22 protein-coding genes and 3 tRNA genes are annotated in these 25,022 nt (G+C 74.0%); 6 read left to right on the top strand and 19 right to left on the bottom strand.

The window, feature by feature from the left end:
* Window positions 1-3: 3 nt before the first annotated feature.
* The 5 genes from FHR77_RS02240 to FHR77_RS02220 form a co-directional block, all read right to left on the bottom strand.
* Window positions 4-1,164 (bottom strand): FAD-dependent monooxygenase, encoded by a 1,161-nt coding sequence (locus tag FHR77_RS02240; RefSeq protein ID WP_167258482.1) that lies wholly within the window; start codon window positions 1,162-1,164, stop codon window positions 4-6.
* Window positions 1,161-1,922, bottom strand: coding sequence for a methyltransferase domain-containing protein (locus FHR77_RS02235; protein ID WP_341777187.1), 762 nt, complete (start codon window positions 1,920-1,922; stop codon window positions 1,161-1,163). Before FHR77_RS02235 ends, FHR77_RS02240 begins: the two co-directional genes overlap by 4 nt.
* The gene (locus FHR77_RS02230) at window positions 1,919-3,103 is read right to left on the bottom strand and encodes a type III polyketide synthase (protein WP_167258480.1); all 1,185 of its coding nucleotides are present in this window, start codon (window positions 3,101-3,103) and stop codon (window positions 1,919-1,921) included. The genes FHR77_RS02235 and FHR77_RS02230 overlap by 4 nt, the downstream gene beginning before the upstream one ends.
* 214 nt (window positions 3,104-3,317) lie before the next feature.
* Window positions 3,318-3,391: transfer RNA gene (locus FHR77_RS02225), tRNA-Met, on the bottom strand.
* Window positions 3,392-3,422: 31 nt separating this feature from the next.
* Window positions 3,423-3,497, bottom strand: a tRNA-Thr gene (locus tag FHR77_RS02220).
* A gap of 125 nt (window positions 3,498-3,622) precedes the next feature.
* On the opposite strand from FHR77_RS02220, the gene FHR77_RS02215 reads away from it, so the two are divergent.
* A complete protein-coding gene (locus FHR77_RS02215; RefSeq protein ID WP_167258478.1) occupies window positions 3,623-4,222 on the top strand; it encodes a 2'-5' RNA ligase family protein in 600 nt (199 codons plus the stop codon).
* On the opposite strand, the gene FHR77_RS02210 is transcribed toward FHR77_RS02215, so the two are convergent.
* Complete coding sequence (locus FHR77_RS02210) at window positions 4,219-5,151, bottom strand: aldo/keto reductase (RefSeq protein ID WP_167258476.1); 933 nt, start codon at window positions 5,149-5,151, stop codon at window positions 4,219-4,221. The genes FHR77_RS02215 and FHR77_RS02210 overlap by 4 nt on opposite strands.
* 110 nt (window positions 5,152-5,261) lie before the next feature.
* Between FHR77_RS02210 and FHR77_RS02205 the strand changes: the two genes are divergently transcribed.
* On the top strand, window positions 5,262-7,019 hold the full coding sequence (locus tag FHR77_RS02205) for a glycoside hydrolase family 13 protein (RefSeq protein WP_167258474.1): 1,758 nt from the start codon (window positions 5,262-5,264) through the stop codon (window positions 7,017-7,019).
* Window positions 7,020-7,084: 65 nt separating this feature from the next.
* On the opposite strand, the gene FHR77_RS16530 is transcribed toward FHR77_RS02205, so the two are convergent.
* The 3 genes from FHR77_RS16530 to FHR77_RS02190 form a co-directional block, all read right to left on the bottom strand.
* Entirely contained in the window at window positions 7,085-8,236 is a 1,152-nt protein-coding gene (locus FHR77_RS16530) for a peptidoglycan DD-metalloendopeptidase family protein (RefSeq protein WP_167258472.1), read from the bottom strand.
* Between the two features lie 222 nt (window positions 8,237-8,458).
* Window positions 8,459-9,316 (bottom strand): inositol monophosphatase family protein, encoded by an 858-nt coding sequence (locus FHR77_RS02195; protein WP_167258470.1) that lies wholly within the window; start codon window positions 9,314-9,316, stop codon window positions 8,459-8,461.
* 121 nt (window positions 9,317-9,437) lie between these two features.
* Window positions 9,438-9,519 (bottom strand) — tRNA-Tyr (locus FHR77_RS02190).
* Between the two features lie 201 nt (window positions 9,520-9,720).
* Here FHR77_RS02190 and FHR77_RS02185 point away from each other — a divergent pair.
* Window positions 9,721-10,830: a type IV toxin-antitoxin system AbiEi family antitoxin domain-containing protein gene (locus FHR77_RS02185; RefSeq protein WP_167258468.1), complete on the top strand. Its 1,110-nt coding sequence runs from the start codon at window positions 9,721-9,723 to the stop codon at window positions 10,828-10,830.
* A 175-nt stretch (window positions 10,831-11,005) separates the two neighbouring features.
* On the opposite strand, the gene cls is transcribed toward FHR77_RS02185, so the two are convergent.
* The 5 genes from cls to ubiE form a co-directional block, all read right to left on the bottom strand.
* The gene (gene cls / locus FHR77_RS02180; protein WP_341777186.1) at window positions 11,006-12,472 is read right to left on the bottom strand and encodes a cardiolipin synthase; all 1,467 of its coding nucleotides are present in this window, start codon (window positions 12,470-12,472) and stop codon (window positions 11,006-11,008) included.
* A gap of 6 nt (window positions 12,473-12,478) precedes the next feature.
* Window positions 12,479-12,967 carry a YajQ family cyclic di-GMP-binding protein gene (locus tag FHR77_RS02175; protein ID WP_056052987.1) on the bottom strand — a complete coding sequence of 163 codons (489 nt, stop codon included), beginning with the start codon at window positions 12,965-12,967 and terminating at the stop codon, window positions 12,479-12,481.
* Between the two features lie 160 nt (window positions 12,968-13,127).
* Window positions 13,128-14,504, bottom strand: coding sequence for an FAD-dependent oxidoreductase (locus tag FHR77_RS02170; RefSeq protein ID WP_167258466.1), 1,377 nt, complete (start codon window positions 14,502-14,504; stop codon window positions 13,128-13,130).
* A 119-nt stretch (window positions 14,505-14,623) separates the two neighbouring features.
* On the bottom strand, window positions 14,624-15,709 hold the full coding sequence (locus tag FHR77_RS02165) for a polyprenyl synthetase family protein (RefSeq protein ID WP_167258464.1): 1,086 nt from the start codon (window positions 15,707-15,709) through the stop codon (window positions 14,624-14,626).
* Window positions 15,710-15,752: 43 nt separating this feature from the next.
* On the bottom strand, window positions 15,753-16,487 hold the full coding sequence (gene ubiE, locus FHR77_RS02160) for a bifunctional demethylmenaquinone methyltransferase/2-methoxy-6-polyprenyl-1,4-benzoquinol methylase UbiE (RefSeq protein WP_056052980.1): 735 nt from the start codon (window positions 16,485-16,487) through the stop codon (window positions 15,753-15,755).
* Between the two features lie 52 nt (window positions 16,488-16,539).
* Between ubiE and FHR77_RS02155 the strand changes: the two genes are divergently transcribed.
* Window positions 16,540-17,772: an isochorismate synthase gene (locus FHR77_RS02155; protein WP_167258462.1), complete on the top strand. Its 1,233-nt coding sequence runs from the start codon at window positions 16,540-16,542 to the stop codon at window positions 17,770-17,772.
* A complete protein-coding gene (locus FHR77_RS02150; RefSeq protein WP_167258460.1) occupies window positions 17,769-19,235 on the top strand; it encodes an MFS transporter in 1,467 nt (488 codons plus the stop codon). Before FHR77_RS02155 ends, FHR77_RS02150 begins: the two co-directional genes overlap by 4 nt.
* A 33-nt stretch (window positions 19,236-19,268) precedes the next feature.
* Here the strand turns inward: FHR77_RS02150 and FHR77_RS02145 are convergent, their stop codons facing one another.
* The 3 genes from FHR77_RS02145 to FHR77_RS02135 form a co-directional block, all read right to left on the bottom strand.
* On the bottom strand, window positions 19,269-20,120 hold the full coding sequence (locus FHR77_RS02145) for a PPK2 family polyphosphate kinase (RefSeq protein WP_167258458.1): 852 nt from the start codon (window positions 20,118-20,120) through the stop codon (window positions 19,269-19,271).
* Between the two features lie 91 nt (window positions 20,121-20,211).
* Entirely contained in the window at window positions 20,212-21,885 is a 1,674-nt protein-coding gene (menD, locus tag FHR77_RS02140; RefSeq protein WP_243861452.1) for a 2-succinyl-5-enolpyruvyl-6-hydroxy-3-cyclohexene-1-carboxylic-acid synthase, read from the bottom strand.
* Window positions 21,886-22,072: 187 nt separating this feature from the next.
* The gene (locus tag FHR77_RS02135) at window positions 22,073-22,432 is read right to left on the bottom strand and encodes a PLD nuclease N-terminal domain-containing protein (protein ID WP_167258456.1); all 360 of its coding nucleotides are present in this window, start codon (window positions 22,430-22,432) and stop codon (window positions 22,073-22,075) included.
* A 107-nt stretch (window positions 22,433-22,539) separates the two neighbouring features.
* Between FHR77_RS02135 and FHR77_RS02130 the strand changes: the two genes are divergently transcribed.
* Window positions 22,540-22,905 (top strand): DUF4229 domain-containing protein, encoded by a 366-nt coding sequence (locus tag FHR77_RS02130; RefSeq protein WP_167258454.1) that lies wholly within the window; start codon window positions 22,540-22,542, stop codon window positions 22,903-22,905.
* On the opposite strand, the gene FHR77_RS02125 is transcribed toward FHR77_RS02130, so the two are convergent.
* Window positions 22,902-23,846 (bottom strand): 1,4-dihydroxy-2-naphthoate polyprenyltransferase, encoded by a 945-nt coding sequence (locus FHR77_RS02125; protein WP_056052963.1) that lies wholly within the window; start codon window positions 23,844-23,846, stop codon window positions 22,902-22,904. The two genes, FHR77_RS02130 and FHR77_RS02125, sit on opposite strands and share 4 nt — an antisense overlap.
* A gap of 31 nt (window positions 23,847-23,877) precedes the next feature.
* Window positions 23,878-25,017 carry an AMP-binding protein gene (locus tag FHR77_RS02120; protein ID WP_167258452.1) on the bottom strand — a complete coding sequence of 380 codons (1,140 nt, stop codon included), beginning with the start codon at window positions 25,015-25,017 and terminating at the stop codon, window positions 23,878-23,880.
* Between the last annotated feature and the right edge of the window lie 5 nt (window positions 25,018-25,022).

The following is a 25,022-nucleotide window of genomic DNA, read 5'->3' as shown; positions in this document are numbered from 1 at the left end:
CGATCAGGCGAAGCGCATCGCGTAGGTGTCGGCGAGGAGGCGCGAGGCCGGCGACCGGAGGGCGACCGTCAGGCCCGCGCGGCGCACGGCCAGGGCGGCGGGGCCCGCCGGTCGGCCGAGCGCCATGTTGAGCTCGGCCTGGCGGGCGGCCCGGAGGGCGGCCCGGCGCCGGGACGCCTCGACGGCGCCGAACGCGCCCGGGTCGTGTCGACGACCGCCCGCGGTCCGGAGCGCCCGCGAGAGCACGGGGGCCCAGGCCACGGCGTCGAGCCAGCCGAGGTTCATGCCCTGCCCACCGATGGGGCTGATCTCGTGGGCGGCGTCGCCGATGAGGAGGACGCGCCCGACCGCGGTGCGCGCGGCCAGCCGCCGCTGCACCGAGAACGCGCTGAGCATGGTCGACGAGGCGGCGTCGACGCGGAGGCCGGTGCGGCGCCGGACCAGGTCGGCGACCTCGTCGACGTCGGGGCCGGTGGGCCCGCCCTCGGGCAGCGACACCACGAAGCGGCGCACGCCGCCCGGCAGCGGGAACGACTCGACCACGCCGTCGCGCTCGACGTTCACGACGGCGTCGGCACCGTCGCTGGTCTCGTCGGCGAAGTCGCCCATCACGAAGCGGTCGCGGTAGCGGCGGACGGGCGCGTCGACGTGCAGCAGGTCACGGACGCCGCTCCGCGAGCCGTCCGCGGCGACGACGAAGCGCGCGGCGAGCTCGACCGGCCCCGACGGGCCCTCGCCGGTCAGCACGACCCGTTCGCCCTCCTCGACGAGGCCGGTGAGGCTCACGCCCCGGCGCAGCGCGCCGGGGGCCAGCGCCTCGAGGCGAGCCCGCAGCACGGCCTCGGTGCGGTGCTGCGGCACGGCGGCGACGAAGGGCCAGCGCGCTCCCGGGCGGCGGTCGAAGTCGACGGTGCCGAGCGTGCGGCCGGCGCTCCGCGCGACGCCGCGGCGGATCCGCACCGCCGACTCCACCAGCTCCTCCGCGGCGCCGACGGCGGCCAGGGCGTCGAGGGACGGCGGGTGGACGCCGATCGCGCGCGAGAGCTGCGGTTCGTCGGTGCGGCGCTCCCAGACGGCGACGTCGAGGCCGAGCTGCGCGAAGAGGGCCGCGGCGTGCACCCCGACGGGCCCGCCGCCGACGACCACGACGTCGTGCGTGATCACGAGGCGACCTCCGCGGCCGCCCGACCCGCGACTCCCCCCGGCTCCGAGGAGGCGCGGAGCGGCTCCCAGGTCAGCCAGACCCGCATCGGCGGCCGGGCCAGCACGCGCCAGCGCGGCGGCGCCACGGCGCGGAGCTCGTCGACGCGCCAGCTGCGGCGGATCGAGCGGAGGCCGTCGACCCGGACGAACGACGACCCCGCCAGCGGCAGCGTGCCGAGCGCGTAGGCGGCGTAGGCAGCCCGCGAGCGCCGGATGTCGCTGTGCAGGGCGAGCCGGCGGGCCAGCCGCTCACTGTCGGAGAGGACGGCCGTGCGTGCGGCGTCGTCGAGGTGGTGCAGCACGTGGTTCGACACGACGACGTCGAAGGTCTCGCCCGACGCCACCAGGTCGGCGCTCGAGGCCCGCCGGTAGTCGACCCCGCGTCGGGGCCGGGCCGACGCGAAGTCGTGGGCCCGCTCGTCGGGGTCGACCGCCGTGACGTGCAGCGCGAGCCCGTCACGCTCGGCCCACCGCGCCAGCGCCCTCGCGAGGTCACCGCCGCCCGAGCCGAGGTCGAGCAGGGTGGTCGGGGCGCCGGCCGAGGCCACGAGGGGCCGGAGGCGCTCCGTCCAGGCCCGCCGCCAGCCGGCCACGAGCCCGTTGACGAACGGGAAGACCGCGTAGGTGCGCCGCAGGGCCGCGGGATCGCAGTCGGGGTCGTCCATCAGCTCGGCCAGGTGCTCCGCCCGCCCGCGCAGGTCGGGCAGGAGCAGCGTCACGCCGCGACCCGACGCGTGAGCAGGCTCGTCTCGACGGTGAGGCCGGGGCCGAAGGCCATGGCGCAGACGCGCTCCCGGACAGGCGCGACGTCGGCGGCGCCGGCGTCGGGCACGGCGTCGGGCAGCAGGTGCTCGCGCAGGATGAAGAGCACGGTCGCGCTCGACATGTTGCCCCGCGTGCGCAGCACCTCGCGCGACGGCGCCATCTGCGGGTCGCTGAGGCCGAGCCGCTGCTGCACGCGGTCGAGGATGCTCCGCCCGCCCGGGTGCACCGCCCAGCGCGTCACGTCGCCGACGCCGACGCCCTCCGCAGCGAGCAACGGCACGAGCGCGTCGTCGATGTTCTCCTCGACGATGTGCGGCACGTAGCTGCTGAGCACCATGTCGAAGCCCTGGTCGCCGATGCTCCAGGCCATGTCGTCCTCCCCCACCGGGGTCAGCACCGTCTCGAGCACGTCGAGGTCGAGCACCGTCTCGCCGGCCGGAGCCGGGCGCGCCGTCACGACCGCGGCCGCCGCGCCGTCGGCGAAGACGGAGGAGGCGATGATCGCGTCGGGGTCGTCGCTGCTGCGGAGGTGGAGGGTGCAGAGCTCGGCGCAGACGACGAGGACGACGGCGTCCGGGTCGGCGAGGCACGTGTCGCGGGCCGACCGCAGGGCCGGGAACGCTCCGTAGCAGCCCATGAAGCCGATGTGCAGCCGCCGCGTCGTCGCGGGCAGGCCGAGGCGGCGCACCAGCAGGTAGTCGGGCCCGGGCGCGAAGAAGCCGGTGCACGAGACGGTCACGACGTGGGTCACGTCGGCCGCGGTGATCCCCGCGGCGCCGACCAGCGCCTCCTCGGCGGCCCGCGCGAAGAGGTCGGGGCTCTCGGCGACGTACACGTCGTTGCGCACGCCGGTCGTGGGGCTGAGGATGCGGCCCTCGGCCCGGTCGTAGAACGTGGGAGTCGCGGCGTCGTCGTCGGGACCGCCGTCGGCGGCCGGCTCGGCCACGGGCTCGGCGCCGAGCTCGGCGATGACGGTGTGCCGGGTGTCGATGGCGGCACCGTCGAAGACGGCCCCGATGAGGCGCGGAGCGAGCCTGCCGAGGCCGGGCTGCGACCGGAAGACGTCGCGGATGTGGGGCTGGTCGATGACGGTCGGGGGCAGGGCTGTTCCGATGCTTCGGATGCTCACGGGCATGCGTCATGGTATGCCCGGGGCCCCGAGCGTCGGCCCGGCCGGGCGGAGGGCTTGCCCCTCGGGGTGCTGCTGTGCAGGGCCCGAGGGGGCGTGTGCACCTGGCGCCCGGACGTGACGACGTCGACGTCGACGGACGGGGAGCCCGACGATGAGAGGCGACCTCGATCGGCCCGAGAGGTTCTGCCCGAGAGGTCCTGCAAGAGAGGTCCTGCGGTAGCGAGGGCGGGACTCGAACCCGCGACACCACGATTATGAGCCGTGTGCTCTAACCAACTGAGCTACCCCGCCGCAAGCTGTCGCCACGGTGGGCGTGACCAGCTGGAGCCCCGAGTCAGGTTTGAACTGACGACCCCTTCCTTACCATGGAAGTGCTCTACCACTGAGCTATCGGGGCGTGAGACCGGGCCGCAGACTGGCTGCTGCCGATCGGCACCTGACGACTTTAGCAGAACGCGGGAGCTCTCGTGCACACCGTGACGACACCGTCCGGCTGTCGGAGGTCGAGGCCAGGATCGGGTCATGCACAGCCTCGAGGTCCTGCTCGATCCCGCCGCCGACTCCGCCGTGCGCGACGACTGGGTCGTGCTCTCCGCGGCGGGGCTGCCGTCGCTCGGCGAGCACACGGGCGAGACCAACGCCCCCCACGTGACGCTGCTCGCCCGGCCGTCGCTCGACGACACGGCCGACGACGCGCTCCGCGAGCTGGCGGCCGCGACCCTGCCGCTGCCCGTCGAGCTGGGCTCGCCCCTGGTCTTCGGCACCGGGCGGCGGGGGCTCGTCCTGGTGCGGTCCGTCGTGCCGACCGACCGCCTGCTCGGGCTGCACCGCGCCGTCCACGACCTGGTCGAGCGCGGCCGGGGCAGCGACGAGACCGTGGAGCACACCCGGCCCGACGCGTGGACGCCGCACGTCGCCCTGGCCCGACGGCTCACGCCGGCCGGGGTGGCGACCGCGCTGGAGGCGCTGTCCGACGCTGCGTCAGCACGCGAGACGGCGACCCTCGAGGAGGCGCGGGCCGGCGGCGACCCCGCCCGCGACTCCTCGACGACCTGGCTGGCCGCGATGCGCCGCTGGGACAGCGACCGGAAGACCGTGGTCGCCCTGGGCCCCGCCCGCTAGTCGAGCGGGGTGGAGACGAGCTCGAGGCTCGCGAGGTCGTCGGCCGTGAGCTCGACGTCGGCGGACTCGAGCAGGCCCTCCAGCTGGATCACCGTGCGGGCGCTGGCGAGCGCGCCGATGACGTTCTGGCGGCTGGCGAGCCACGCGATGGCGACGGCGCCGGGCTGGACGCCCTGGCGCTCGGCGATCTCGACGAGCACCTCGACGGTGCCCTGGTTCTGGGGGGTGACGTAGCTCATCGCCCGACCGCCCCGGGGCGAGTCGCCGCGGCCGGCGTCGCCGCGGTACTTGCCGGTGAGGAACCCGCTCGCGAGCGAGGAGTGCGGCAGGACGGCCAGGCCGAAGTGGTCGACGATCGGGGCGACGTCCGACTCGTAGTCGCCGCGGCGGACGAGGTTGTAGGCGGCCTGGACGGCGGCGAACGGGTGGAGCCCGTCGCGGTCGGCGATGGCGAGCGCCTGGCGCAGGCGGGCGCCGGTGTAGTTCGAGGCGGCGGGCCAGCGGATCTTGCCCTCGTCGACGAGCTCGCTGAGCGCCCCGACGGTCTCCTCCAGGGGGGTCTCGTCGTCGTCGAAGTGCGTCGCGTAGAGATCGATGTGGTCGGTGCGCAGCCGGAGGAGCGACGCCTCGACCGCCCGGCGGATGCTCGCCCGGCCGAGCCCGGGAGCGTCGGGGTGCTGGCCGCACTTGGTGCTGATGACGACCTTCTCGCGGTTGCCGGGGCGCGCCAGCCAGCGGCCGATGATGGCCTCCGACTCACCGCCGGAGTTGCCGGGCAGCCAGGCCGAGTAGACGTCGGCCGTGTCGATCACGCGCCCGCCGTCGCCCGCGAAGACGTCGAGCACCTCGAGCGCGGTGGGGGCCCCGACCGTCCAGCCGAACACGTTGGTGCCGAGGGCGAGGGGGAAGCCGTCGCCGTCGGGGAACACGGCGTCGGCGACAGGGGTGGTCGAGGCGTCCAGGAGCGCTCCGTTCGGGGTCGTGAGGTGTGGTCAACGGTACTGGATGGGGGCCTCCGAGCCTGCCGTATCGTGGGCGCATGTCCTCTACCGAGACCACGGGCGACACGCTCGACTCCCCCTCCGAGACCGACGTCCAGGCACCCGCCGATCCCGAGACGGAGGGCCTCGCCACGTCCGCCGACGACCTCGAGTGGTGGCGCACCGCCGTCATCTACCAGGTGTACCCGCGCTCCTTCGCCGACGGAGACGGCGACGGCGTCGGCGACCTCCCCGGCATCACGGCCCGGCTCGACGCGCTCGTCGAGCTCGGCGTCGACGCCGTCTGGCTGTCGCCCTTCTACACGTCGCCCCAGGCCGACGCCGGCTACGACGTCGCCGACTACACCGACGTCGACCCGCTCTTCGGCACGCTGGCCGACTTCGACGCCCTCCGTGCCCGCGCGACCGAGCTCGGCCTGCGCCTCATCGTCGACCTCGTGCCCAACCACTCGTCGTCGGCCCACGTCTGGTTCCGCGAGGCCCTGGCGGCGGCGCCCGGGTCGCCCGAGCGCGCCCGCTACATGTTCCGCGAGGGCCGCGGGGCCGCGGGCGAGCTGCCGCCGAACAACTGGGAGTCGATCTTCGGCGGCCCGGCGTGGAGCCGGGTCACCGAGGCCGACGGCAGCCCCGGCCAGTGGTACCTGCACCTCTTCGACTCGTCGCAGCCGGACCTCGACTGGACAAACCCGTGGGTGCGCTCCGCCTTCCTCGACGTGCTCCGCTTCTGGCTCGACCGCGGCGTCGACGGGTTCCGGGTCGACGTCGCCCACGGCCTGGTCAAGGCCGAGGGCCTGCCCGACTACACCCCGCCCGCCGACGCGGGCAGCATGGGGGGCGGCCTCGGCGAGGACCGCACCCCGCCCTACTGGGGTCAGGACGGCGTGCACGAGATCTGGCGCGAGTGGCGTCGCGTGCTCGACGAGTACGAGGGCGACCGCGTGCTCGTCGCCGAGGCCTGGGTCGAGCCGCTCTCGAAGCTGGCGAACTGGGTGCGCCCCGACGAGATGCACCAGGCCTTCAACTTCGCGTACCTCGAGACGGGCTGGTCGGCCGCCGAGATCCGCCGCGTGGTGGACGCGTCGATCGAGGTCTTCGCGAGCGTCGGAGCCCCGAGCACCTGGGTGCTGAGCAACCACGACGTCGTGCGCCACGCGAGCCGGCTCGCCCTCACCGCCGAGAACCCGCAGGGTCACGGCATCGGCCCGCGCAGCCCCGGCCTGCCGATCCCCGAGCTCGGCCTGGCGCGGGCCCGTGCCGCGACGGCCGTCATGCTCGCCCTCCCCGGCAGTGCCTACCTCTACCAGGGCGAGGAGCTGGGGCTTCCGGAGGCGGTGGACCTGCCCGACGATGCTCGTCAGGACCCGACGTGGTTCCGCACGGACGGCGAGCGCTACGGTCGCGACGGCTGCCGCGTGCCGCTGCCCTGGGAGTCGGGGTCGCCCGCCTTCGGGTTCAGCGAGACCGGCGCCTCCTGGCTGCCGCAGCCCGACGACTGGAGCACCTACGCGCGCGACGAGCAGCGCGGGGTGCCCGGGTCGACCCTCGAGCTCTACCGCTCGGCTCTGGCCCTCCGCTCGGAGCACGAGCTCGGCGCGGGCCGTCTCGAGTGGCTGAGCGGCTGGTCGGACGACGTGGTGGCGTTCCGCAGCGGCGACGTCGTGGTGCTCGCGAACACCGGCGAGGTGCCGGTGGAGCTGCCCGTCGCCGACGTGCTGCTCTCGACGATGGCGCTCGACGGCCCGGCGCTGCCCGCCAACGCCGCCGTCTGGCTGCGGGCGGAGGGCGTCACCGGCTGACGCCGCCCGCCGACGACGATGCCCCCCGGCCCGTGCCGGGGGGGCTTCGTCGTGCACGAGGTGCGTCAGTTCGTGTTGGCCTGGAGCCACGGGTACGGGTCGACGGGCACGCCGGCGAGGTGGATCTCGAAGTGCAGGTGCGCGCCGGTGCTGTTGCCGGTGCTGCCGACCTTGCCGACGAGCTGCCCGACGGTCACCGTGTCGCCCACCTTCACCTCGACCGAGCCGGTCTGCATGTGCGAGTAGGTCGACGTGACCTTCTGGCCGTCGATGACGTGCTCGATCTCGACGTGGTTGCCGAAGGCGCCCGACGGGCCGGTGACGACGCTGACGGTGCCGTCGGCGATGGCCTGGATGGGCGAGCCCGCGCCGGGCACGAAGTCGAGGCCCTCGTGGAAGGTGGAGCAGAAGCTGCAGTTCGAGACCTGACGCGCGCCGAAGCCGCTGCTGATCGGCACGCCGGTCTGGAAGGGCCACTGGACGGTGCCGGCCATGTCGTTCGAGAACGTGCTCGAGCTGGTGGAGGCGTACTCGGAGGCGACCTTCATCTCGGTGACCGAGTAGCCGTCGCGGCTCACGTCGTCGTCGGTCGCTCCGCCGGCGACGAAGCTCTGCGCGGCCGCGGCGCTCTTCTTGGCGACGGTGGCCTCGGGGGTGTCGACGAAGAAGGCGTTGGCGGGCACCGAGGTGGCCACGAGCATCGCGCCCGCGAACATCATCGCACCGACGACGGTCACGCGCTTCGAGGTGCGCTGGAACGCGGAGGGAGCCGTCCGGGCCGCCGGGGTCGACCGGGCGGAGGCGGTGGTCGCGGCGGTGGGGCTCGCGGACCGGGTGCGGCGAGGGCCGGCGGCGGGCCGGGACGCCGTGGCGGTGCGCTGGGGAGCGGTGCGGCCGCGCCGCGAGGCGGCCTCGGCGGCCCGCAGGGAGGCGCGGGTCGGCAGGGCCTGGGCCGTGGAGACCTCGGGGGGCGCGATGGTCGGGACCGCGGTCTCGACGACCACGGGCTCCGCGGCCAGCGTGGGTGCTGCCTCGGGGGCGGCGACGGCACCGGGAGCTGCTGCGGCGGCGGCGCGGCGCTCGGCCTCGCGGGCTTCGCGGCGGGTGAGGAAGACGGGCGAGGCGGCCTCGGCGGTCGGTGTCGTCAGAGCATCGTCGGCTCGGGGCGACGGGGTCTCGTCGCGGTCGTGCTCGGCGAAGGTCTGGGGGTTCGACACGTCGTGATGGTCCTCGGGGTCGTCGGGACGGAGAGGCGGATGCACCCTCTTCTTCTCGGCCGCTACACCGGTGACTCAGGTCACGGAAAAGTAACGAACCAGTCAAGGGTAGCCGCTCAGGCCACGGATGGCTACCCGAGTCAGGGGGTCACGGCCAGCGTGGCATGTCAGATGCGGTGTCCCGTCGCCGAGGAACAGGGCCGCCGACCCCGCCCGACCGGCTCAGATCCGGGCCTCGGCGACCGCTCGCCAGAGCTCGTCGGCGATGCTCGGAGCGGCGGCGGACGTCAGGCGTCCGCCCTCGGCGGAATCGCCCGAGGCTCGGACGACGGCGCCCGCCTCCTCGGCGACGAGGGCTCCCGCGGCGTGGTCCCACGGCTTGAGCCCGCGCTCGACGTAGGCGTCGAGCCGGCCGGTCGCGACCGCGCAGAGGTCGAGCGAGGCGGCCCCCTGGCGCCGGATGTCGCGCACCTTCCCGATCAGCCGCCCGACGGCCGCGACCTGCTCGACGCGGCGCTCGGCCTCGTACGAGAAGCCCGTCGCCACGAGCGACTCCGCCAACGTGGCCGGGGAGGACGGACGGAGGCGCTGGTCGCCCAGCCACGCGCCTCCCCCTCGGGACGCCGTCCAGGTCTCGCCCGACAGCGGGTTCACGACGCAGCCGGCGAGCGCCCGCCAGGCGCCCGGCACCGGGTCGCCCTCGACGACGGCGACGCTGACGGCCCACTGCGGGATCCCGTAGAGGAAGTTGACGGTGCCGTCGATGGGGTCGACGACCCAGGTGAGGCCCGTCGTCGAGCCGTGCTCGGCTCCCTCCTCGCCGAGGAAGCCGTCGCCGGGCCGCAGCTCGGCCAGGCGGGCGCGGAGGTGCTCCTCGACCTCGCGGTCGGTGTGGGTGACGACGTCGACGAGGCTGCTCTTCGTCGCGGCGACGGCGACGCCCTCGGAGCGGCGGCGGGCGGCGAGCGCCGCCGCCTCGACGGCGACCGTGCGGGCCACCTCGAGGAGGGCGGCGGGCGAGGTCGCGGTGGCGGCGGCGGGCGGGGTGGCCGCAGGCGGGGTGGCGGGCTGGTCGGTCATGGTGCTCCGTCGGTCGGTCGGTGCCGGACCCAGGCCCCGGACGTGCCCGGAAAGACGGAACGGACCCGAGGTCTCGAGTCCGTTCCGTGGTGCCGACGTGGGTGATCACGTCGAGCTGGGGTGGCAAGTGAGGGATTCGAACCCCCGAAGGCTACGCCGGCTGATTTACAGTCAGATCCCTTTGGCCACTTGGGTAACTTGCCATGCACGCCCGGCCCATGTGTTCACCGACCGGAGGCGCCAGACAAATATACAGCCTCCGGAGCCCCCTCACGACCACCCCGCCTCCCCCGCCCCCCTCCGTGGCCAGCTCGCCGCTCCGCCTCGCACTCACCACTAGCCACCCCCGGGCGCCACGTTCTCAAATTTGCGAGTGATCGGCCCGGTGACGTCGTGGGAGGCCGATGCCTGCGGTGGGTGTGCGCGGATCACTCTCGTTCTACGGAGCGGGCTTCCGAGAAGTCTTCTCAGAGCGCGGCTGTCGGGGGTCTCCACAACCGACCCGTGCAGGTGCCCTCCTCATTCTGACGAACCCGCCGCCTCTCCCCCGACCGGCGAGTGGGGGCGCGATCAGGAAGGCGAACGCCACGAGGCTCACCCCGATGGACCCCAGGATCAGCTCTGCTCTCATCGCCCACGCCGGTCTCGTCACCCGTGCCGATCTGCTCCGACACGGACTGTCGCAGGGCGAGATCGATGCCGCCTGGCGCGCTGGCGAGGTCCTCCGCATCCGTCACGGCCTCTACGGCGACCCTGAGCTGCCTGTGCCCGTGATCAGGGCGGCTCGCGTCGGCGGACCCCTCGCCGGGCCATCGGCCGTCGCTCAGGCCGGCGCCTGGCAACCGCACGGCGCGCCGCTGTTCGTCAGTGCGCGAGCGAACGACCATCGCCTCCGCGACCCGGACGACGCGGGTCGGCGACTGCGTCGGCACGACCCCACGGTGGTCGTCGTCCGCGACCGCGAGCAGCTCGATCCCATCGTCGAACGCGCCGTGGTCTCGCGGGTCACCGCCGTCGCGCAGACCGTCCGCCTCCTGCCTGTCTGGGAGGCCGTCGCCGTCCTCGACTCCCTCCAGCACGTCGGCCTCCTGCGCGAGCCTGCAGCACTCGAAGAACTGCGTCGACGACTTCCCCGGCGGCTCCAGGGGGTGCTCGACCTCGCCGACCACCGGTCCGAGGCCGGGACGGAGTCGATCACTCGGGTGCGCCTCCTCGAGGCGGGCATTCCCACGTTGGTCCAACCCGTCCTCGCACCCGGCATCCGAGCTGACCTCCTCGTCGGCGACCGTCTGGTCGTCGAGTGCGTGAGCGTCGAGCACCACGCCGGATCGAGCAACTTCAACGCCGACCGCCGACGCATCGCTCACCTCGTGCAGCTGGGGTACACGGCTGTCGAGCTGCCCTACCCCGACATCCAGTTCGACTGGGGCTGTGCCCTCGCGACGGTCGAGTCGGCCATGTGGACCCTCGGCATCGCAAAGGGAGAGAGTCCTGAGGTGCGACGCCTCCGATGACTGGCCTCTGAGCGCCCTGGACTCCCGATCACTCTCAAATTACGAACCACGGGAGGTGGGACGGTCAGCAGGAGGGGCAGGGCGGAGGCGGACGAGCCGGAGGCGCGGGGCAGGCAGGCGGGCGGAGGCGCGGGGCGGGCGGAGGCGAGCAGCCGCCGGCGCCCGGCTACTGCGGCTACTGCACCGCGGAGGTGAGGCGGGCGACGTTGTCGAGCACCTTCGAGCGGAAGGGGCGGACGAGCCACTCCTCGAGCAGCAGCTCGCGGCTGGCGTCGCGGTACGACTGCTCGACCTCGCGCAGCTGCCGCACGAAGCTCCGGCCGCGGATCATGACGGAGATCTCGAGGTTGAGGCTGAACGACCGCATGTCCATGTTGCTCGAGCCGATGACGGCGACCTCGTCGTCGACGGTGAGGTGCTTCGCGTGCAGCACCGTCGGCGACCGGTACAGGAAGATGCGCACGCCGGCCCGCAGCAGCGCCTCGTAGTACGACCGCTGCGCGTGGTAGACGACGGCCTGGTCACCGATCTCGCTGACGAAGAGCTGCACCTCGATGCCCCGCTGCGCCGCGGTCGTGACCGCGTAGAGCATCGACTCGTCGGGCACGAAGTACGGGCTCGTGATGATGATGCGCTCCTGCGCGTTGTAGAGGAGCGTGTTGAAGAGCCGCAGGTTGTTCTCGCCGTCGAAGCCCGGCCCGCTGGGCACGACCTGGCAGTCGACCGTCGGTGCGTCGTCGGCGACGACCACGGGGTCGGCCTCGCGGAGCAGCAGCTCGTCGGTCTCCGAGTACCAGTCCGTCACGAAGAGCGCGTTGACGCCCGCGACGATCGGCCCCTCGAAGCGGACCATGAAGTCCTTCCACTGCAGCCCGCGCCGGTGGTTGCCGCGCCGCTGGTAGCCCCGCTCGATCATGTTCTGCGAGCCGGTGAAGGCGACCTGCCCGTCGATCACCAGCAGCTTGCGGTGGTTGCGCAGGTCGGGCCGCTGGTAGCGCCCCCGCAGCGGCTGGACCGGCAGCATGAGCTGCCACTCGACGCCCATGCGCGTGAGGCGTCGACGCGTCCGGCGGTAGCCGGGGTAGCCCCGGCTCGCGATGTGGTCCATCAGCACCCGCACCGTGACGCCACGGCGCCGGGCGTTCTCGAGGGCGACGAAGAACGGCTCCGTCGTCGCGTCGAGGCTGGTGATGTAGAACTCGGCGTGCACCCAGCGGTGGGCTCCGTCGACGGCCTCGACCATCGCCTCCATCGACCTCGCGTAGTCGGAGTGCAGCTCGGCCGTGTTGCCGCCCACGAGGGGCATGGCGCCGAGCGTGCGGTTCAGCGCGATCACCGAGTCGAGCCAGAGGGGCCAGGGGTGGTCGCGGGTGACGCGCTCCATGCCCTCGGTCGTCTCGACGATGTAGGTGTTGATCTCCTGCTGCTTCTCGCGCCGACGGCGCGGCAGCTTCGTGCTGCCGAAGAGCAGGAAGAGCAGGAACCCCACGTACGGGATGAGGAAGATCGCCAGCAGCCAGGCCGTCGCGGTCGTGGGCCGACGGTTGATCGGCACGTAGACGATCGCGAAGACGCGGATGGCGATGTCGAAGACGACACCGAGCACCGCGATGGTGGCGGGCAGCCACGCGGGCTCGGTCACGGAGGGCTAGCGGAAGTTGACGAACTGCAGGTCGACGTCGAGGTCGGCCTTCTTCAGCAGCGCCATCGTGGCCTGGAGGTCGTCACGGCTCTTCGACGTGACGCGGAGCTCGTCGCCCTGGATCTGGCTCTTGACGCTCTTGGGGGCCTCGTCGCGGATGATCTTGCCGATCTTCTTCGCGTGCTCCTGCTCGATGCCCTCCTTGAGGGCGGCCTCGATGCGGTACTCCTTGCCGCTCGCGAAGGGCTCGCCCACGTCGAGGTGCTTGAGGCTGATGCTGCGCTTGATGAACTTCGACTCGAGGACGTCGAGCACGGCCTTGACGCGCTCCTCCGTCGAGGCCTTGAGCAGGAGCTTCTCACCGCTCCAGTCGACCGAGGCGCCGACGTTCTTGAAGTCGTAGCGCTGCTCGATCTCCTTCTGTGCCTGGTGGAGGGCGTTGTCCGCCTCCATCTTGTCGACCTTGCTGACCACGTCGAAGGAGCTGTCTGCCATGCCGGCCAGCTTAGCGGCGACGGGCGGTCACGGCCCGCCGCGGTCGGGACGTCGACCGCGGCGGCCGCCACGCGCCTCCCCCACCACGACGACGCGCCCCCGGCCCGCCCCGCGAGGGGAGGACGCCGGAGGCGCGGTCGAGGTCGACAGGGCGGGTCGCCTACGCGTCGGCGGACTCCACGGCCCGCGAGACGCGCACCATCTCGTCGCGCTCGACGACCTTGACGCGCGCCCGCTCGTGCTCGTGCGCCGACCCGAGCGCCTGCTCGTGCTCGTCGAGGCGGTGCCACCCCTCGAGGTCGGTGTAGGCCACGCCGCGCTGCGCGAGCAGGGCCGGCATCGCGTCCTCCGACGGGTCGGCGGGCTGCCACCAGCTCGCCTGGTCGTTGATGACGTGCGCGACGGTCTCCATCGCGTCGGACTTCGTGTGCCCGATGAGGCCGACCGGCCCGCGCTTGATCCAGCCGGTGGCGTAGACGCCGGGGACGATCTGGTTCTCGTCGTCCATCACCTGGCCCTCGTGGTTCGGGATCACGCCGCGACGCTCGTCGAACGGGATGCCGTCGAGCGGCGAGCCGAAGTAGCCGACGGCGCGGTAGATCGCCTGCACGGGCACGTCGCGGATCTCGCCGGTGCCCTCGACGCCGCCCTGGCCGTCGGGCCGGGTGCGCTCGTACCGGAAGGCGGCCACACGGCCCTGCTCGTCGCCGACGACCTCGACGGGCTTGGCGTAGAAGTGCAGGTGCAGGCGGCGCGACGCCGTGCCGACCTCGCGCTGGCGCCACTGGTTCAGCACCTTGTCGATGACGAAGACCTGCTTGTTCGTCGCGATGGCGGTCTTCGACGCCTCGTCGTGGTCGAAGTCCTCGTCGTGGACGATCATGTCGACGTCGCGCACCTCGCCGAGCTCACGGAGCTCGAGCGGGGTGAACTTCACCTGCGCGGGCCCGCGGCGCCCGAAGACGTGCACGTCGGTGATCGACGACTGCTTGAGCCCCTCGTAGACGTTGTCGGGGATCTCGGTCGGCAGCAGGTCGTCGGCGTGCTTCGCGAGGATGCGCGACACGTCGAGCGCGACGTTGCCGACGCCCACCACGGCGACCGACTGCGCGTCGAGCGGCCACGTGCGCGGGAAGTCGGGGTGGCCGTCGAACCAGCTCACGAAGTCGGCGGCGCCGTAGCTGCCATCGAGGTCGATGCCGGGCACGTCGAGGTCGGCGTCCTTGATGGCGCCGGTCGAGAAGATCACGGCGTTGTAGTGCGCCTTGAGGTCGTCGAGGGTGATGTCGACGCCGTAGCGGACGTTGCCGAAGACGCGGATGTCGCCGCTGTCGAGCACGTCGCGCAGCGCGTTGACGATGCCCTTGATGCGGGGGTGGTCGGGGGCGACGCCGTAGCGGACGAGGCCGTAGGGCGCGGGCAGCTGCTCGAAGAGGTCGATCGACACGTCGAAGGCCTTCTCGGCCTTGAGCAGGATGTCGGCGGCGTAGATGCCGGCGGGGCCGGCGCCGACGATGGCCAGACGCAAGGTGGTCACGGGGGTTCTCCCTCTGGTGGGTGGCGCGGGGGTGCCGGCCGGTGGTCGGTGCGGGGCACCGCAGGTCGTGGTGGTGCTGTCGTGGTTCGGAGCCGAGGCCCCGGGAGGCGCGGTGCCGGTCAGGCGGAGCGCTCGACCACCCGGTCGGCGAACCGGGTCAGGGCCTTCTTGACCGGACCGGACGGCAGGGGCGCCAGCGCCTCGAGGGCCTCGTTGGCCCAGCGGTGGGCCTCGAGCCGGGTGCGCTCGGTGACCTCGTGCTCGCGGAGCTGGCGCACGATGTCGGCGAACGCCTCCTCGTCGACGCGGGGCGCCTCGTCGTCGTCGGCCTGGGTGACCTCGACGACGCGCTCGATGAGGCCGAGCAGGGCCGCGGCCTCCATGTCGGTCTGCGCCTCCTTGCGGAGGTACAGGAGCGGCAGGGTGACGACGCCGGCCCGGAGGTCGGTGCCGGCGGCCTTGCCGGTGTGGTCGGCGGGGTCGGAGAGGTCGATGACGTCGTCGATCAGCTGGAACGCGATGCCGATCTTCTCGCCGAACGTCGCGACGGGCTCGAGGTACTCGCGCGGAGCACCGGAGAACATCACGCCGGCGCGGGCGGCCGTCGAGATGAGCGAGCCGGTCTTGTCGGCCAGCACGTCGATGTAGTGGGCGATGGGGTCGTCGTCGGCCTTCGGCCCGATCGTCTCGTGCAGCTGGCCGAGGCAGAGGCGCTCGAACGTCTCGGCCTGCAGCAGGATCGCCTCCTGGCCGAGGCCGGAGACGATGGTGCTGGCGCGGGCGAAGAGCAGGTCGCCGCTGAGGATGGCGACGTTGTTGCCCCAGACCGTCTGCGCGCTCGGCACGCCCCGGCGCATCTGCGCCTCGTCCATGACGTCGTCGTGGTAGAGCGACGCCAGGTGGGTGATCTCGGTCGCCTGCGCCGAGGCGACGATGCCGGGGGTCGCCCCCTCGCCGAGCTGGGCGATGAGCAGCGTCAGCGTGGGCCGCACGCGCTTGCCGCCGGCGGCGAGCAGGTAGCGGGTCGTCGCGTCGGCGATCTCGTCGGCGAAGGCGATCTCGCGCAGCAGGCCGGACTCGACCAGCTCGAGGCCGTCGTCGACGGCCGCGACGAAGCGGCGCTCGGCGGGCGAGGCGAAGAGCTTCTCGCCGAGGCCCAGGCTCGCGCTCAGGGAGTTGCGGGTCAGCGGCACGCTCGGGTTCATGGGGTCACCTTGTCGTCTGGTCGGGAGGACCGGCGTGGGTCGGTTACTTCGCCGTCGAGGACGAGGAGGCGCGCGAGGGCGTCGAGGAGGGCTTGCGACCCCGGTGCAGGGCCACGATGCCCGCGCTCAAGTTGCGGTGCGCCACGCGCGTGAAGCCGGCGCCGCGCAGCCACTGGCTGAGCACCTGCTGCTCGGGCCACTTCTCGATCGACTCGGCGAGGTAGGAGTAGGCGGGGCTGTTGCTGCTGGTGACCTTGGAGATCAGGGGCAGCCCGACGCGGAGGTACGCGTGGTACGCCGCGCGGAGCAGGCCGAACGGCGGCGTCGAGAACTCGCACACGACGAGGCGGCCGCCGGGCTTGAGCACGCGGTGCATCTCGGCGAGCGCGACCTTCGGCCGGTTGACGTTGCGGAGGCCAAACGAGATGGTGACGGCGTCGAAGGTGTCGTCGTCGAAGGGAAGCGACTCGGCGTCGCCCTCGACGAACTCGATCTCGGGGTGACGCTGGCGACCGACCTCGACCATGCCGTGCGAGAAGTCGAGCGCGATCACCTCGGCCCCGCGGCGCGCGATGGCGACGGAGCTCGTGCCGGTGCCGGCGGCGATGTCGAGGACCTTGTCGGCCGGGCCCGCGCCGATGGCCTTCACGGTCGCGACGCGCCACAGGACGGCGTTGCCCGCGGAGAGCACGTCGTTCGTGCGGTCGTAGTGCTGGGCGACGCCGTCGAACATGGACGCGACCTCGCTGGGCTGCTTGTTCATATCGGCCTTGGTCACGATGGTCGATCCTACCGGCATGCACTGGGCGCTGCCCGAGTAGGCTGACGCGGTGGATCTCCCGTCGCCGCGCGTCCCCTCCCTCTCCGTCCGCACCACCCGGATCGACCACATCAGCCCCCTGCTCGACGTCGTCGACCGCAGCTCCCCGCTCGTCTTCGTGCGCGGCGGCGCCGGCATGGCCGGCATCGGCGAGGCCGTCCGGCTCGAGTTCTCCGGCCCCTCCCGCATGCGCGACGCGGCGGCCGCCTGGCGCGAGCTGGCCGGCCGGGCGGCCGTCGACGACGAGGTCCGCGTGCCGGGCACCGGCCTGATCGCCTTCGGATCGTTCGCCTTCGACGACGAGTCCGCCGACACGAGCGTGCTGATCGTGCCGAGCATCGTCATCGGCCGTCGCGACGGCGTCGCGTGGATCACCCGCGTCGACGGGGCCGAGCTGCCCGCGGGCACGCCCGTGGGGGCCTCGGTGCGCCTCCGCCTGCGGGAGGGCGAGCTGTCGGCCGCGGGCTACGCCGACGCCGTCGCCCGGGCCGTCGACGCCATCGGCGCCGGCGACGTCAGCAAGGTGGTGCTCGCCCGCGACGTCGTCGGCCAGCTGCCGCCCGAGGCCGACCTGCGCCTCGTCGCGGCCACCCTGCTCACCGCCTACCCGGACTGCTACGCGTTCGCGGTCGACGGGCTGATCGGCGCGAGCCCCGAGACCCTCGTGCGCTCCGAGCGCGGGGAGGTCTCCGCGCGCGTGCTCGCGGGCAGCGCCGCCCGGGGCGTCGACGCCGTGAGCGACGAGCGCGCCGCCCACGCCCTGGCCACCTCCCCGAAGGACCTCGACGAGCACGCCTTCGCGCTCCGCAGCCTGCTGCTCTCGCTCGGCCCGCACGCCACCGACGTCGTGACGGGCGAGCAGCCGTTCACCCTCAAGCTGCCCAACCTCTGGCACCTGGCGAGCGACGTGCGCGGGCGCCTGACCGACGGGTCGAGCTCGCTCGACCTGATCGACTCGTTGCACCCGACGGCCGCCGTGGCCGGCACGCCGACCCGCGAGGCGCTCGCGCTGATCCGCGAGCTCGAGCCCTTCGACCGCGGCCGCTACGCGGGGCCGGTCGGCTGGGTCGGCGCCGACGGCGACGGCGAGTGGGCGATCGCCCTCCGCTGTGCCCACGTCTCGCCCGAGGGCGAGGTGCGCGCGTTCGCCGGGGCCGGCGTCGTGGCCGAGTCCGTCCCCGAGCGCGAGGTCGCCGAGACCACCATGAAGTTCCAGCCCGTCGTGCAGGCGTTCTCGCAGTGACGTCGCCGGGGGCGCGAGGAGGCGCAGGGCAGGACGCTCCGCAGGGGGCCGGAGCCGGGGAGGCGCGGGCCGGCCAGGGCTGGTCGCGACCGGTCGCGCTCGTGGTCGCGGCGGCCTTCTTCATGGAGAACCTCGACGCCACGATCCTGTCGACGGCCACGGCCTCCGTCGCGGCCGACTTCCGGGTGCAGCCCGCGCAGCTCGGCATCGCCGTCACCGGCTACCTCGTCGCCGTCGCCGCGTTCATCCCGCTCGGCGCGTGGCTCGCGGAGCGGTGGGGCGCCCGCCGGGTGTTCCTCGCCGCCGTGGTGCTCTTCACGCTCGCGTCGGTGGCCTGCGCGCTGAGCGGCGACCTCGTCTCGCTGACGGCGTCGCGGGTGGTGCAGGGCCTCGCCGGCAGCATGATGGTGCCCATCGGGCGGCTGATCGTGCTCCGCAGCACGGAGAAGTCCGAGCTCATCCGCGCCATCGCCTACCTGACCTGGCCGGCGCTGGTCGCCCCCGTCGTCGCTCCGCTGATCGGCGGGCTGCTGACGGAGCACCTCGGCTGGCAGTGGGTCTTCCTCGTCAACGTGCCGGTCGGCGTCGCCCTCCTCGTCGTCGCGTGGCGGGTCGTGCCGAGCCCGGAGCCGGGCGACCCCCAGCCTCTCGACGTCGTCGGCCTGCTGCTCGTCGTGACGTCGATCGTCTCGCTGGTCGTGGCCTTCGACCTGCTCGGCGCTCCGTCGACGGTCGCCCTCGGAGCGGCCCTCGTGGTCGTGGCGCTGCTCGCGGGCGTGGCGGCCGTGCGGTGGTTCCGACGCGCACGGCACCCGCTGCTCGACCTCGCGGCGTTCCGCATCGGCTCGTTCCGCGTGACCAACCTCAGCGGCTCGCTCTACCGCGCGGTCGTCAACGGCGTCCCGTTCGTCGTGCCCCTGCTGCTGCAGGACGGCTTCGGCTGGTCGCCGGTCGAGGCCGGCGTGATGCTGATGTGGGTCTTCGTCGGCAACCTCGCCGTCAAGCCGCTCACGACTCCCCTGCTGCACCGCTTCAGGGTCGTGCCGATCATCGTCGTCGCGACCGTCGGGCTCGCCGCGACCTTCGTCGCGACGGCGCTCGTGCGGCCCGACGACTCGCCGGTGCTGGTCGCGGCGGTGCTGCTGCTGAGCGGCGTCTTCCGCTCGGTGGGCTTCACGGCCTACAACACCCTGCAGTTCGCCGACGTGCCCGCGCCGATGATCGGCCCGGCGAACGCCATCGCGTCCATCACGAGCCAGCTCGCCGTGGGCCTCGGGGTCGCCGTGACGGCCCTCGCCGTCCGCCTCGCCGACCTGGCGGCCTCCGCCGACGGCGGCTCCGACCCGGCGACCGGCTACCAGGTGGCCCTCGTCGTGCTCGCGGCGCTCGCCCTGCTCAGCCTGCCCGAGGGCCTCCGTCTGCCGAGGGGCACCGGCGACGCCCTCCGGAGCCGCGCCTCCTGACGGAGGACCCCCCGAGGACGCTCCGCCGGCCGATCAGGTCGAGGCGAGCCGGACCTTCTCCAGCTCGACGTCGTACGGGGCGGCCGGCCAGCGCGGGTCGCGCGCCCTCAGCGCGGCCGTCAGCAGGCGCTGCACGGCGACGCGGGCGTACCACTTGCGGTCGGCGGGCACGACGAACCACGGCGCCGCCTCCGTGCTCGTGCGTCGGATCGCCGTCTCGTACGCCTCCTGGTAGTCCGACCAGAGCAGGCGGTCGTCGAGGTCGCCGGGCACGTACTTCCACTGCTTCTCGGGGTCGTCGAGGCGGGCGCGCAGCCGCTCGCCCTGCTCGTCGCGCGAGACGTGCAGCATGACCTTGACGATGGTCGTGCCCGACTCCGCCAGCTCGCGCTCGAAGGCGACGATGTCGTCGTAGCGCTGCTCGACCTCCTCGGGCGACGCGAGGCGGCGCACCTTGCCGATCAGCACGTCCTCGTAGTGCGAGCGGTCGAAGACGCCGATCATGCCGGGGCCGGGCAGCTCGCGGCGCACGCGCCAGAGGAAGTCGTGCGCGAGCTCCTCCTCGGTGGGCTGCTTGAACGCGTGGTGGGCGACGCCCTGCGGGTCGACGGACCCCACGACGTGACGGACGACGCCGCCCTTGCCCGAGGTGTCGGTGCCCTGCAGCACGAGGAGGACGGAGCCCTGGTCGCCGCCCGTCCGGCTGCTGGCGAAGAGGCGCTCCTGGAGGTCGCTCAGCGCCTCGCGGCCGGACTCGAGCACCTGCCGCGCGTAGCCCTTGTCGCCGGCGAAGCCCGGCGTCGACCGGGGGTCGACGTCGGCGAGGGCGAAGTCGGTGCCCGCACGGAGGATCTCGGCGGGCTCGGACGTCCAGGTGGTGGCCATGCGGCCGAGCCTACGTGCGGCGGGCGGACAGGGGCCGGGCGGAGTCGCGGTGCGGCCGCCGAGTCCGGGCACGCCCGCCGGCCGCGGGGCCTCAGCGCGCGAGCGGGACCTCGATCAGCACCGGGCCGTCCCAGCGGCGGGCGAGGGCCTGGTCGAGCTCGGCCCGCGTCGCGGCGCGCACGTGGTGCCAGCCGTAGCCGGCGGCCAGCGGGGCGAGCTCGACGCTCTGCGGGGTGAACTGGACCCGGGTCATCGCGTCGGCGGGCGCCGTCGCGGCCACCTCGAGGCCGTCGAAGATCGTGCCGCCGCCGTCGTTGCCGACGACGACCTGGAGACGCGGCCGCACCTCGCCGTCGCCGAAGAGCAGCGAGCCGACGTCGTGCAGCAGGGTGAGGTCGCCGAGCAGCACGCGCGTCACGCCCGGGCGCGACTCGTCGAGCTGGCTGGCGAGGGCGATGCCGGTCGCGGTCGCGACGGTGCCGTCGATGCCGGCGAGGCCGCGGTTCGCGTGGACGGGCACCTTCTTGCCGGGCACCGCCTCGTCGACCTCGCGGATCAGCCGGGAGGCGCCGAGCACGAGGCGGTCGTGCGGCCAGGTGACGCGCCAGAGGGTCTCGGCCAGGGCGCGACGCGTGACCCCGCGGCGCAGCAGCTGCACCTCGCCGCGGAGGAACTCCGCCCGCACCGAGGCGTCGTCGCTCGTCGCCGCGTCGAGGTCGGGCGCCTGCTCCGGGTCGCCGACGAGCGCGCGGCCGGCGTGCACCCAGCGGCCCACCCAGGCCCGGTGGGCGCGGTCGTCGGGGGCGCCTCCCCCACCGGCGGCGACCTCGACGGCGGCGACCACGGTCGCGCGGCGGCTCGGGTCGTAGGCGTCGGCGGTGCGCCCGCGGACGACGACGACCTCGACGTCGGGGCGCGCCAGCAGGGCGGGCACCTGGCGGGTCAGCGTCGGGTGGCCGACGACCACCACGCGGCGGACGAGCCCGCCGAACTCCGCATCGGCGAGCAGCGTGCGCCAGCCGAGGGCGAGGTTCGGCCCGAAGTGCGCGCCGCTCGAGACCTCGGCCACGAGGGGGGCGCCGAGCTCGCGGGCGAGGCGCTCGGCGTCGGGACCGGCGTCGTGGCCCGCCACGACCAGCGTGGCCGGGTCGTCGTCGACGGGGAGCCGGTGGGCGGGCCCCGCGGAGGGGCGGGTCACCTCGCCCGGGCGGGCCGCGGGCAGCGTCGTCACGGCCGCCGAGAGCGGCTCGCGCAGGGCGACGTTGAGCTGGACCGGGCCCGGGGTCTCACGGCCGTCGTCGCCGCCGGCCCCGAGCGAGGCCGCGACCGCCGCCCGGGCGAGGCGACGGACGGCCTCGACGTCGACGTCACCCTCGGACGGCGCCTCGACGTCGCGGACCCACGGGACGGCCGGGCCGAAGAGACCGGGCTGCACGGTCGTCTGGTTGCTGCCGACGCCCCGCAGCTCGACCGGCCGGTCGGCGGTGAGGAGGACGAGCGGCACCCCGGAGTGGTGGGCCTCCAGCACGGCCGGGTGGAGGTTCGCCACGGCCGTGCCGGAGGTCGTCACGACCGCGGTGGGCCGACCGGTCTCGACGGCGAGGCCGAGGGCGGTGAAGCCGGCGCTCCGCTCGTCGATCCGCACGCGGAGGCGGAGGCGGCCCGCCCGTTCGAACTCGGCGGCAGCGAGAGCCAGGGCCTGCGACCGCGAGCCGGGGCTGAGGACGAGCTCGTGCACGCCCGCGTCGACGAGCGCGGCGAGCAGCGCGACGGCGTAGTCGGTGGCGACGCTGCCGGAGCGCTCTGCGCCGGGCCCGTGGTCGCTGCCGCTGCCGCTGCCGGCGTCGTCGCCGGGACGCGCGGCGGACCCGTCGGTGTCGGCCTCGGCCTCGCCCTGGACGGCGTCGTGGTCGTCAGGCAGCGCGGAGCCCGAGGAGTCGGTGCTCACGGCCTCAGGCCGTGCCGGTCTTGTCGTCGTTGTCGAGCTCGGAGAGCTCCTGCTCGAGGCGGCGGATCCGCTCGTCGGTGGTCTCCCGGTCGAGGTCGGTCACCGTCGCGGCCGAGCGGCCGGAGAAGTCGGGGTCGTCGTCGGGGGCGATGAAGCGGCGCTGCGGGCCCCGGCCCGCCTTGCGGGCCCGGCCCAGCAGGAACCACAGCACGGCGCCGACGACGGGCAGCAGGACGATGATCGCCGCCCAGAGCGGCTTGTTCAGCGCCCGGAACCGGCTCGACTCCGCGAAGAGGCAGTCGACGAGGGCGTAGATCACGAACGCCGACGCTGCGACGATCGCCACCACCCAGAACTTGACCATGGCGACGATCATAGGCGTCGCTCCCGGGGGTCGGCTGGGCACGCGGCGCCCGGTGCCGGCGAGCGGCCCACGGCGGGCGCACCGGCGGCCGCGGCTAGGATCAGCGCGTGAAACCCTGGGTCAAGTACACGGTCCTGCGCCTCGGCATCTTCCTCGTCGCGCTGGTCCTGTTCGTGCTGCTGCTGCCGAACCCCTACCTCGCGACGCTGCTCGCCGCGGTGGTGGCGTTCTGCGTCTCGTACATCTTCTTCGCCGGCCTGCGGCGGGAGGTCGCGCTCGAGCTGGCCGACCGCCGTTCGCGGCCCGAGCCGCTCGACCGCGACACCCTGGCGGAGGACGACGACCTCGCCGAGCAGGACGCCCGCCTGGCCGAGGCCGAGGCCGAGGCCCCTGCCGCCGACCCGACCGCCGCCGACGACGCCGGATCGAGCCCGACGGACGGCCGGCCCGAGGGCCCCGGCCGCAGCGCCTAGGCGAACAGCACGGCGGCGAGGGCGAGCCCGTACAGGAGCGCCGTGAGCGACGCCAGCTGCAGGGCGAGGATCAGCTCCTTCGGGGTCTTGCCCGTGACGCCGATGACGGCCGCGGGCACGGCCGTCAGCAGCGTGAAGTACACGTACGGCGCGTGGAAGTACAGGAAGCCGAAGTACACGAGGATGAGGAACGGCAGCAGCAGGAACGACGCGTAGAGCGCCCGGGCCACCGGGTCGCCGACGACGACCGCCAGGGTGCGCTTGCCTGCCGCGCGGTCCTGGGGGATGTCGCGGATGTTGTTGACCATCAGCACGGCGCAGGCGAACAGCCCGGCGGAGACGCCCGCGACCCAGGCGTCGGCGGGGAAGCGCCCGAGCTGAACGAAGGTCGTGCCGACCGTCGCCACGAGGCCGAAGAAGACGAAGACGAAGACCTCGCCGAGCGCGTTGTAGCCGTAGGGGCGCTTTCCGCCGGTGTAGAACCAGGCGGCGACCACGGCGGCGGCGCCGACCGCCAGCATCCACCACTGCTGCGTGAGCACGACGACCGCGACGCCGGCGACCGCGGCGACGGCGAACGAGACGAGGGCGACGCGCAGCACCGTGCGGGGCCGGACGGCGCCCGAGCCCGTCAGGCGGGCGGGCCCGACCCGGAACTCGTCGGTGCCGCGGATGCCGTCGGAGTAGTCGTTCGAGTAGTTGACGCCGACCTGCAGGAACACCGCGACGGCGAGGCAGAGCAGGGCGAGCAGCAGGTCCCAGTCGCCGTTCGCGCGGGCGACGCCGGTGCCGAGGGCGACCGGCGCGACGGCGAGCGGCAGGGTGCGGAGCCGGGCCCCGCCGATCCAGTCGCGGGCCGTGACCCGACGTGCGGGCTGCTTCCCCGGGCGGCCGCCCGGTCGTCCGCTGCGCTTCGTCCTGGATGTCGTCGTCTTGGCCACCCGACGAGTGTAGTTCCCGCCCCGGGCGCGGTCAGGGCGCGACGAGGCGCTCCAGCGCGAGCCGGTCGGGCTTGCCGCTCGGCAGCAGGGGCAGCCGCGTCACGAGCACCACCCGGTCGGGCGCGGCGGCGCGGCCCGCCTCGGCCACCACGGCCGCGCGGAGCTCGGCCAGCGTGCCGCCCTCCGGGCACTCCCCCGCGCGCACCACGACGGGGACCTCGCCCCAGCGCTCGTGCGTCGACCGGACGACGACAGCCCCGGCCCAGCCCGGCAGCTCGCGCACGACCCGCTCGACGGCCCCGAGCGACACCTTCTCGCCGCCCGAGACCACGACGTCGTCGAGGCGCCCGGTCACCGTGAGGAGGCCCTCGTCGCTCACCGTGCCCGCGTCGCCCGTGCGGTACCAGCGCCGCCCGTCCCGCTCGACGAACGCGGCGGCCGTCCGGGCCTCGTCGTCGAGGTAGCCCTCGGCGAGCGACGGGCCGGAGAGCTCGACCTGGCCGTCCACGACGGCCACCCGGGCCTGCCCCACGGGCCGGCCGTCGTACACGCAGCCGCCGCTCGTCTCGCTCGACCCGTAGGTGCGCACCACGCGGACCCCGGAGGCGCGGGCCCGGTCGACGACGGAGGCCGGCGTCGCCTGCCCGCCCACCAGCACGGCCGTGAAGCCGCGGAGCGCCGTGGCGACGCCCTCGTCGTGCTCGGCGGCGTCGAGCGCGGTCACCAGCTGCGCCGGGACGAGCGAGGTGTACCGCACCGGGTGCGTCAGGCGGGCGGCCGCCCGCGCGAAGGCCGCGGCGTCGAAGTGGCCGGGCGCGAGCAGCTCCGGCTCGGTGCCGGCCGCGATCGACCGCACGAGCACGTTGGTGCCGGCCACGTAGTGCGCGGGGAGGGCGAGGAGCCACTGCCCCGGCCCGCCCAGCGCCCCGTCGGCGGCGGCCGCGCCGGCCAGGAGGGCGTCGGTGCCGAGCGCGACCCGCTTGGGGCGGCCGCTCGAGCCGCTCGTCTCGATCACGAGGGCGACCGGCAGCGGCACGGTCGTCGGCAGGTCGGCCGGCACGACGTCGTCCGTCCGCGGGGCGACCGCCGGGCCGCCCGCCAGCGCCTCCCGCAGCGCGAGCAGGACGCGCTCGGGCGAGCGGGCGTCGACCGCGACCAAGGGCCGGGTCATGCCCC

Origin of the sequence: Frigoribacterium endophyticum (assembly GCF_011759585.1) — a bacterium.
GTDB classification, from domain to species: Bacteria; Actinomycetota; Actinomycetes; order Actinomycetales; family Microbacteriaceae; genus Frigoribacterium; species Frigoribacterium endophyticum.
Note: the sequence above shows the minus strand (reverse complement) of the source record. Positions and strands in the feature narration are given on the sequence as shown.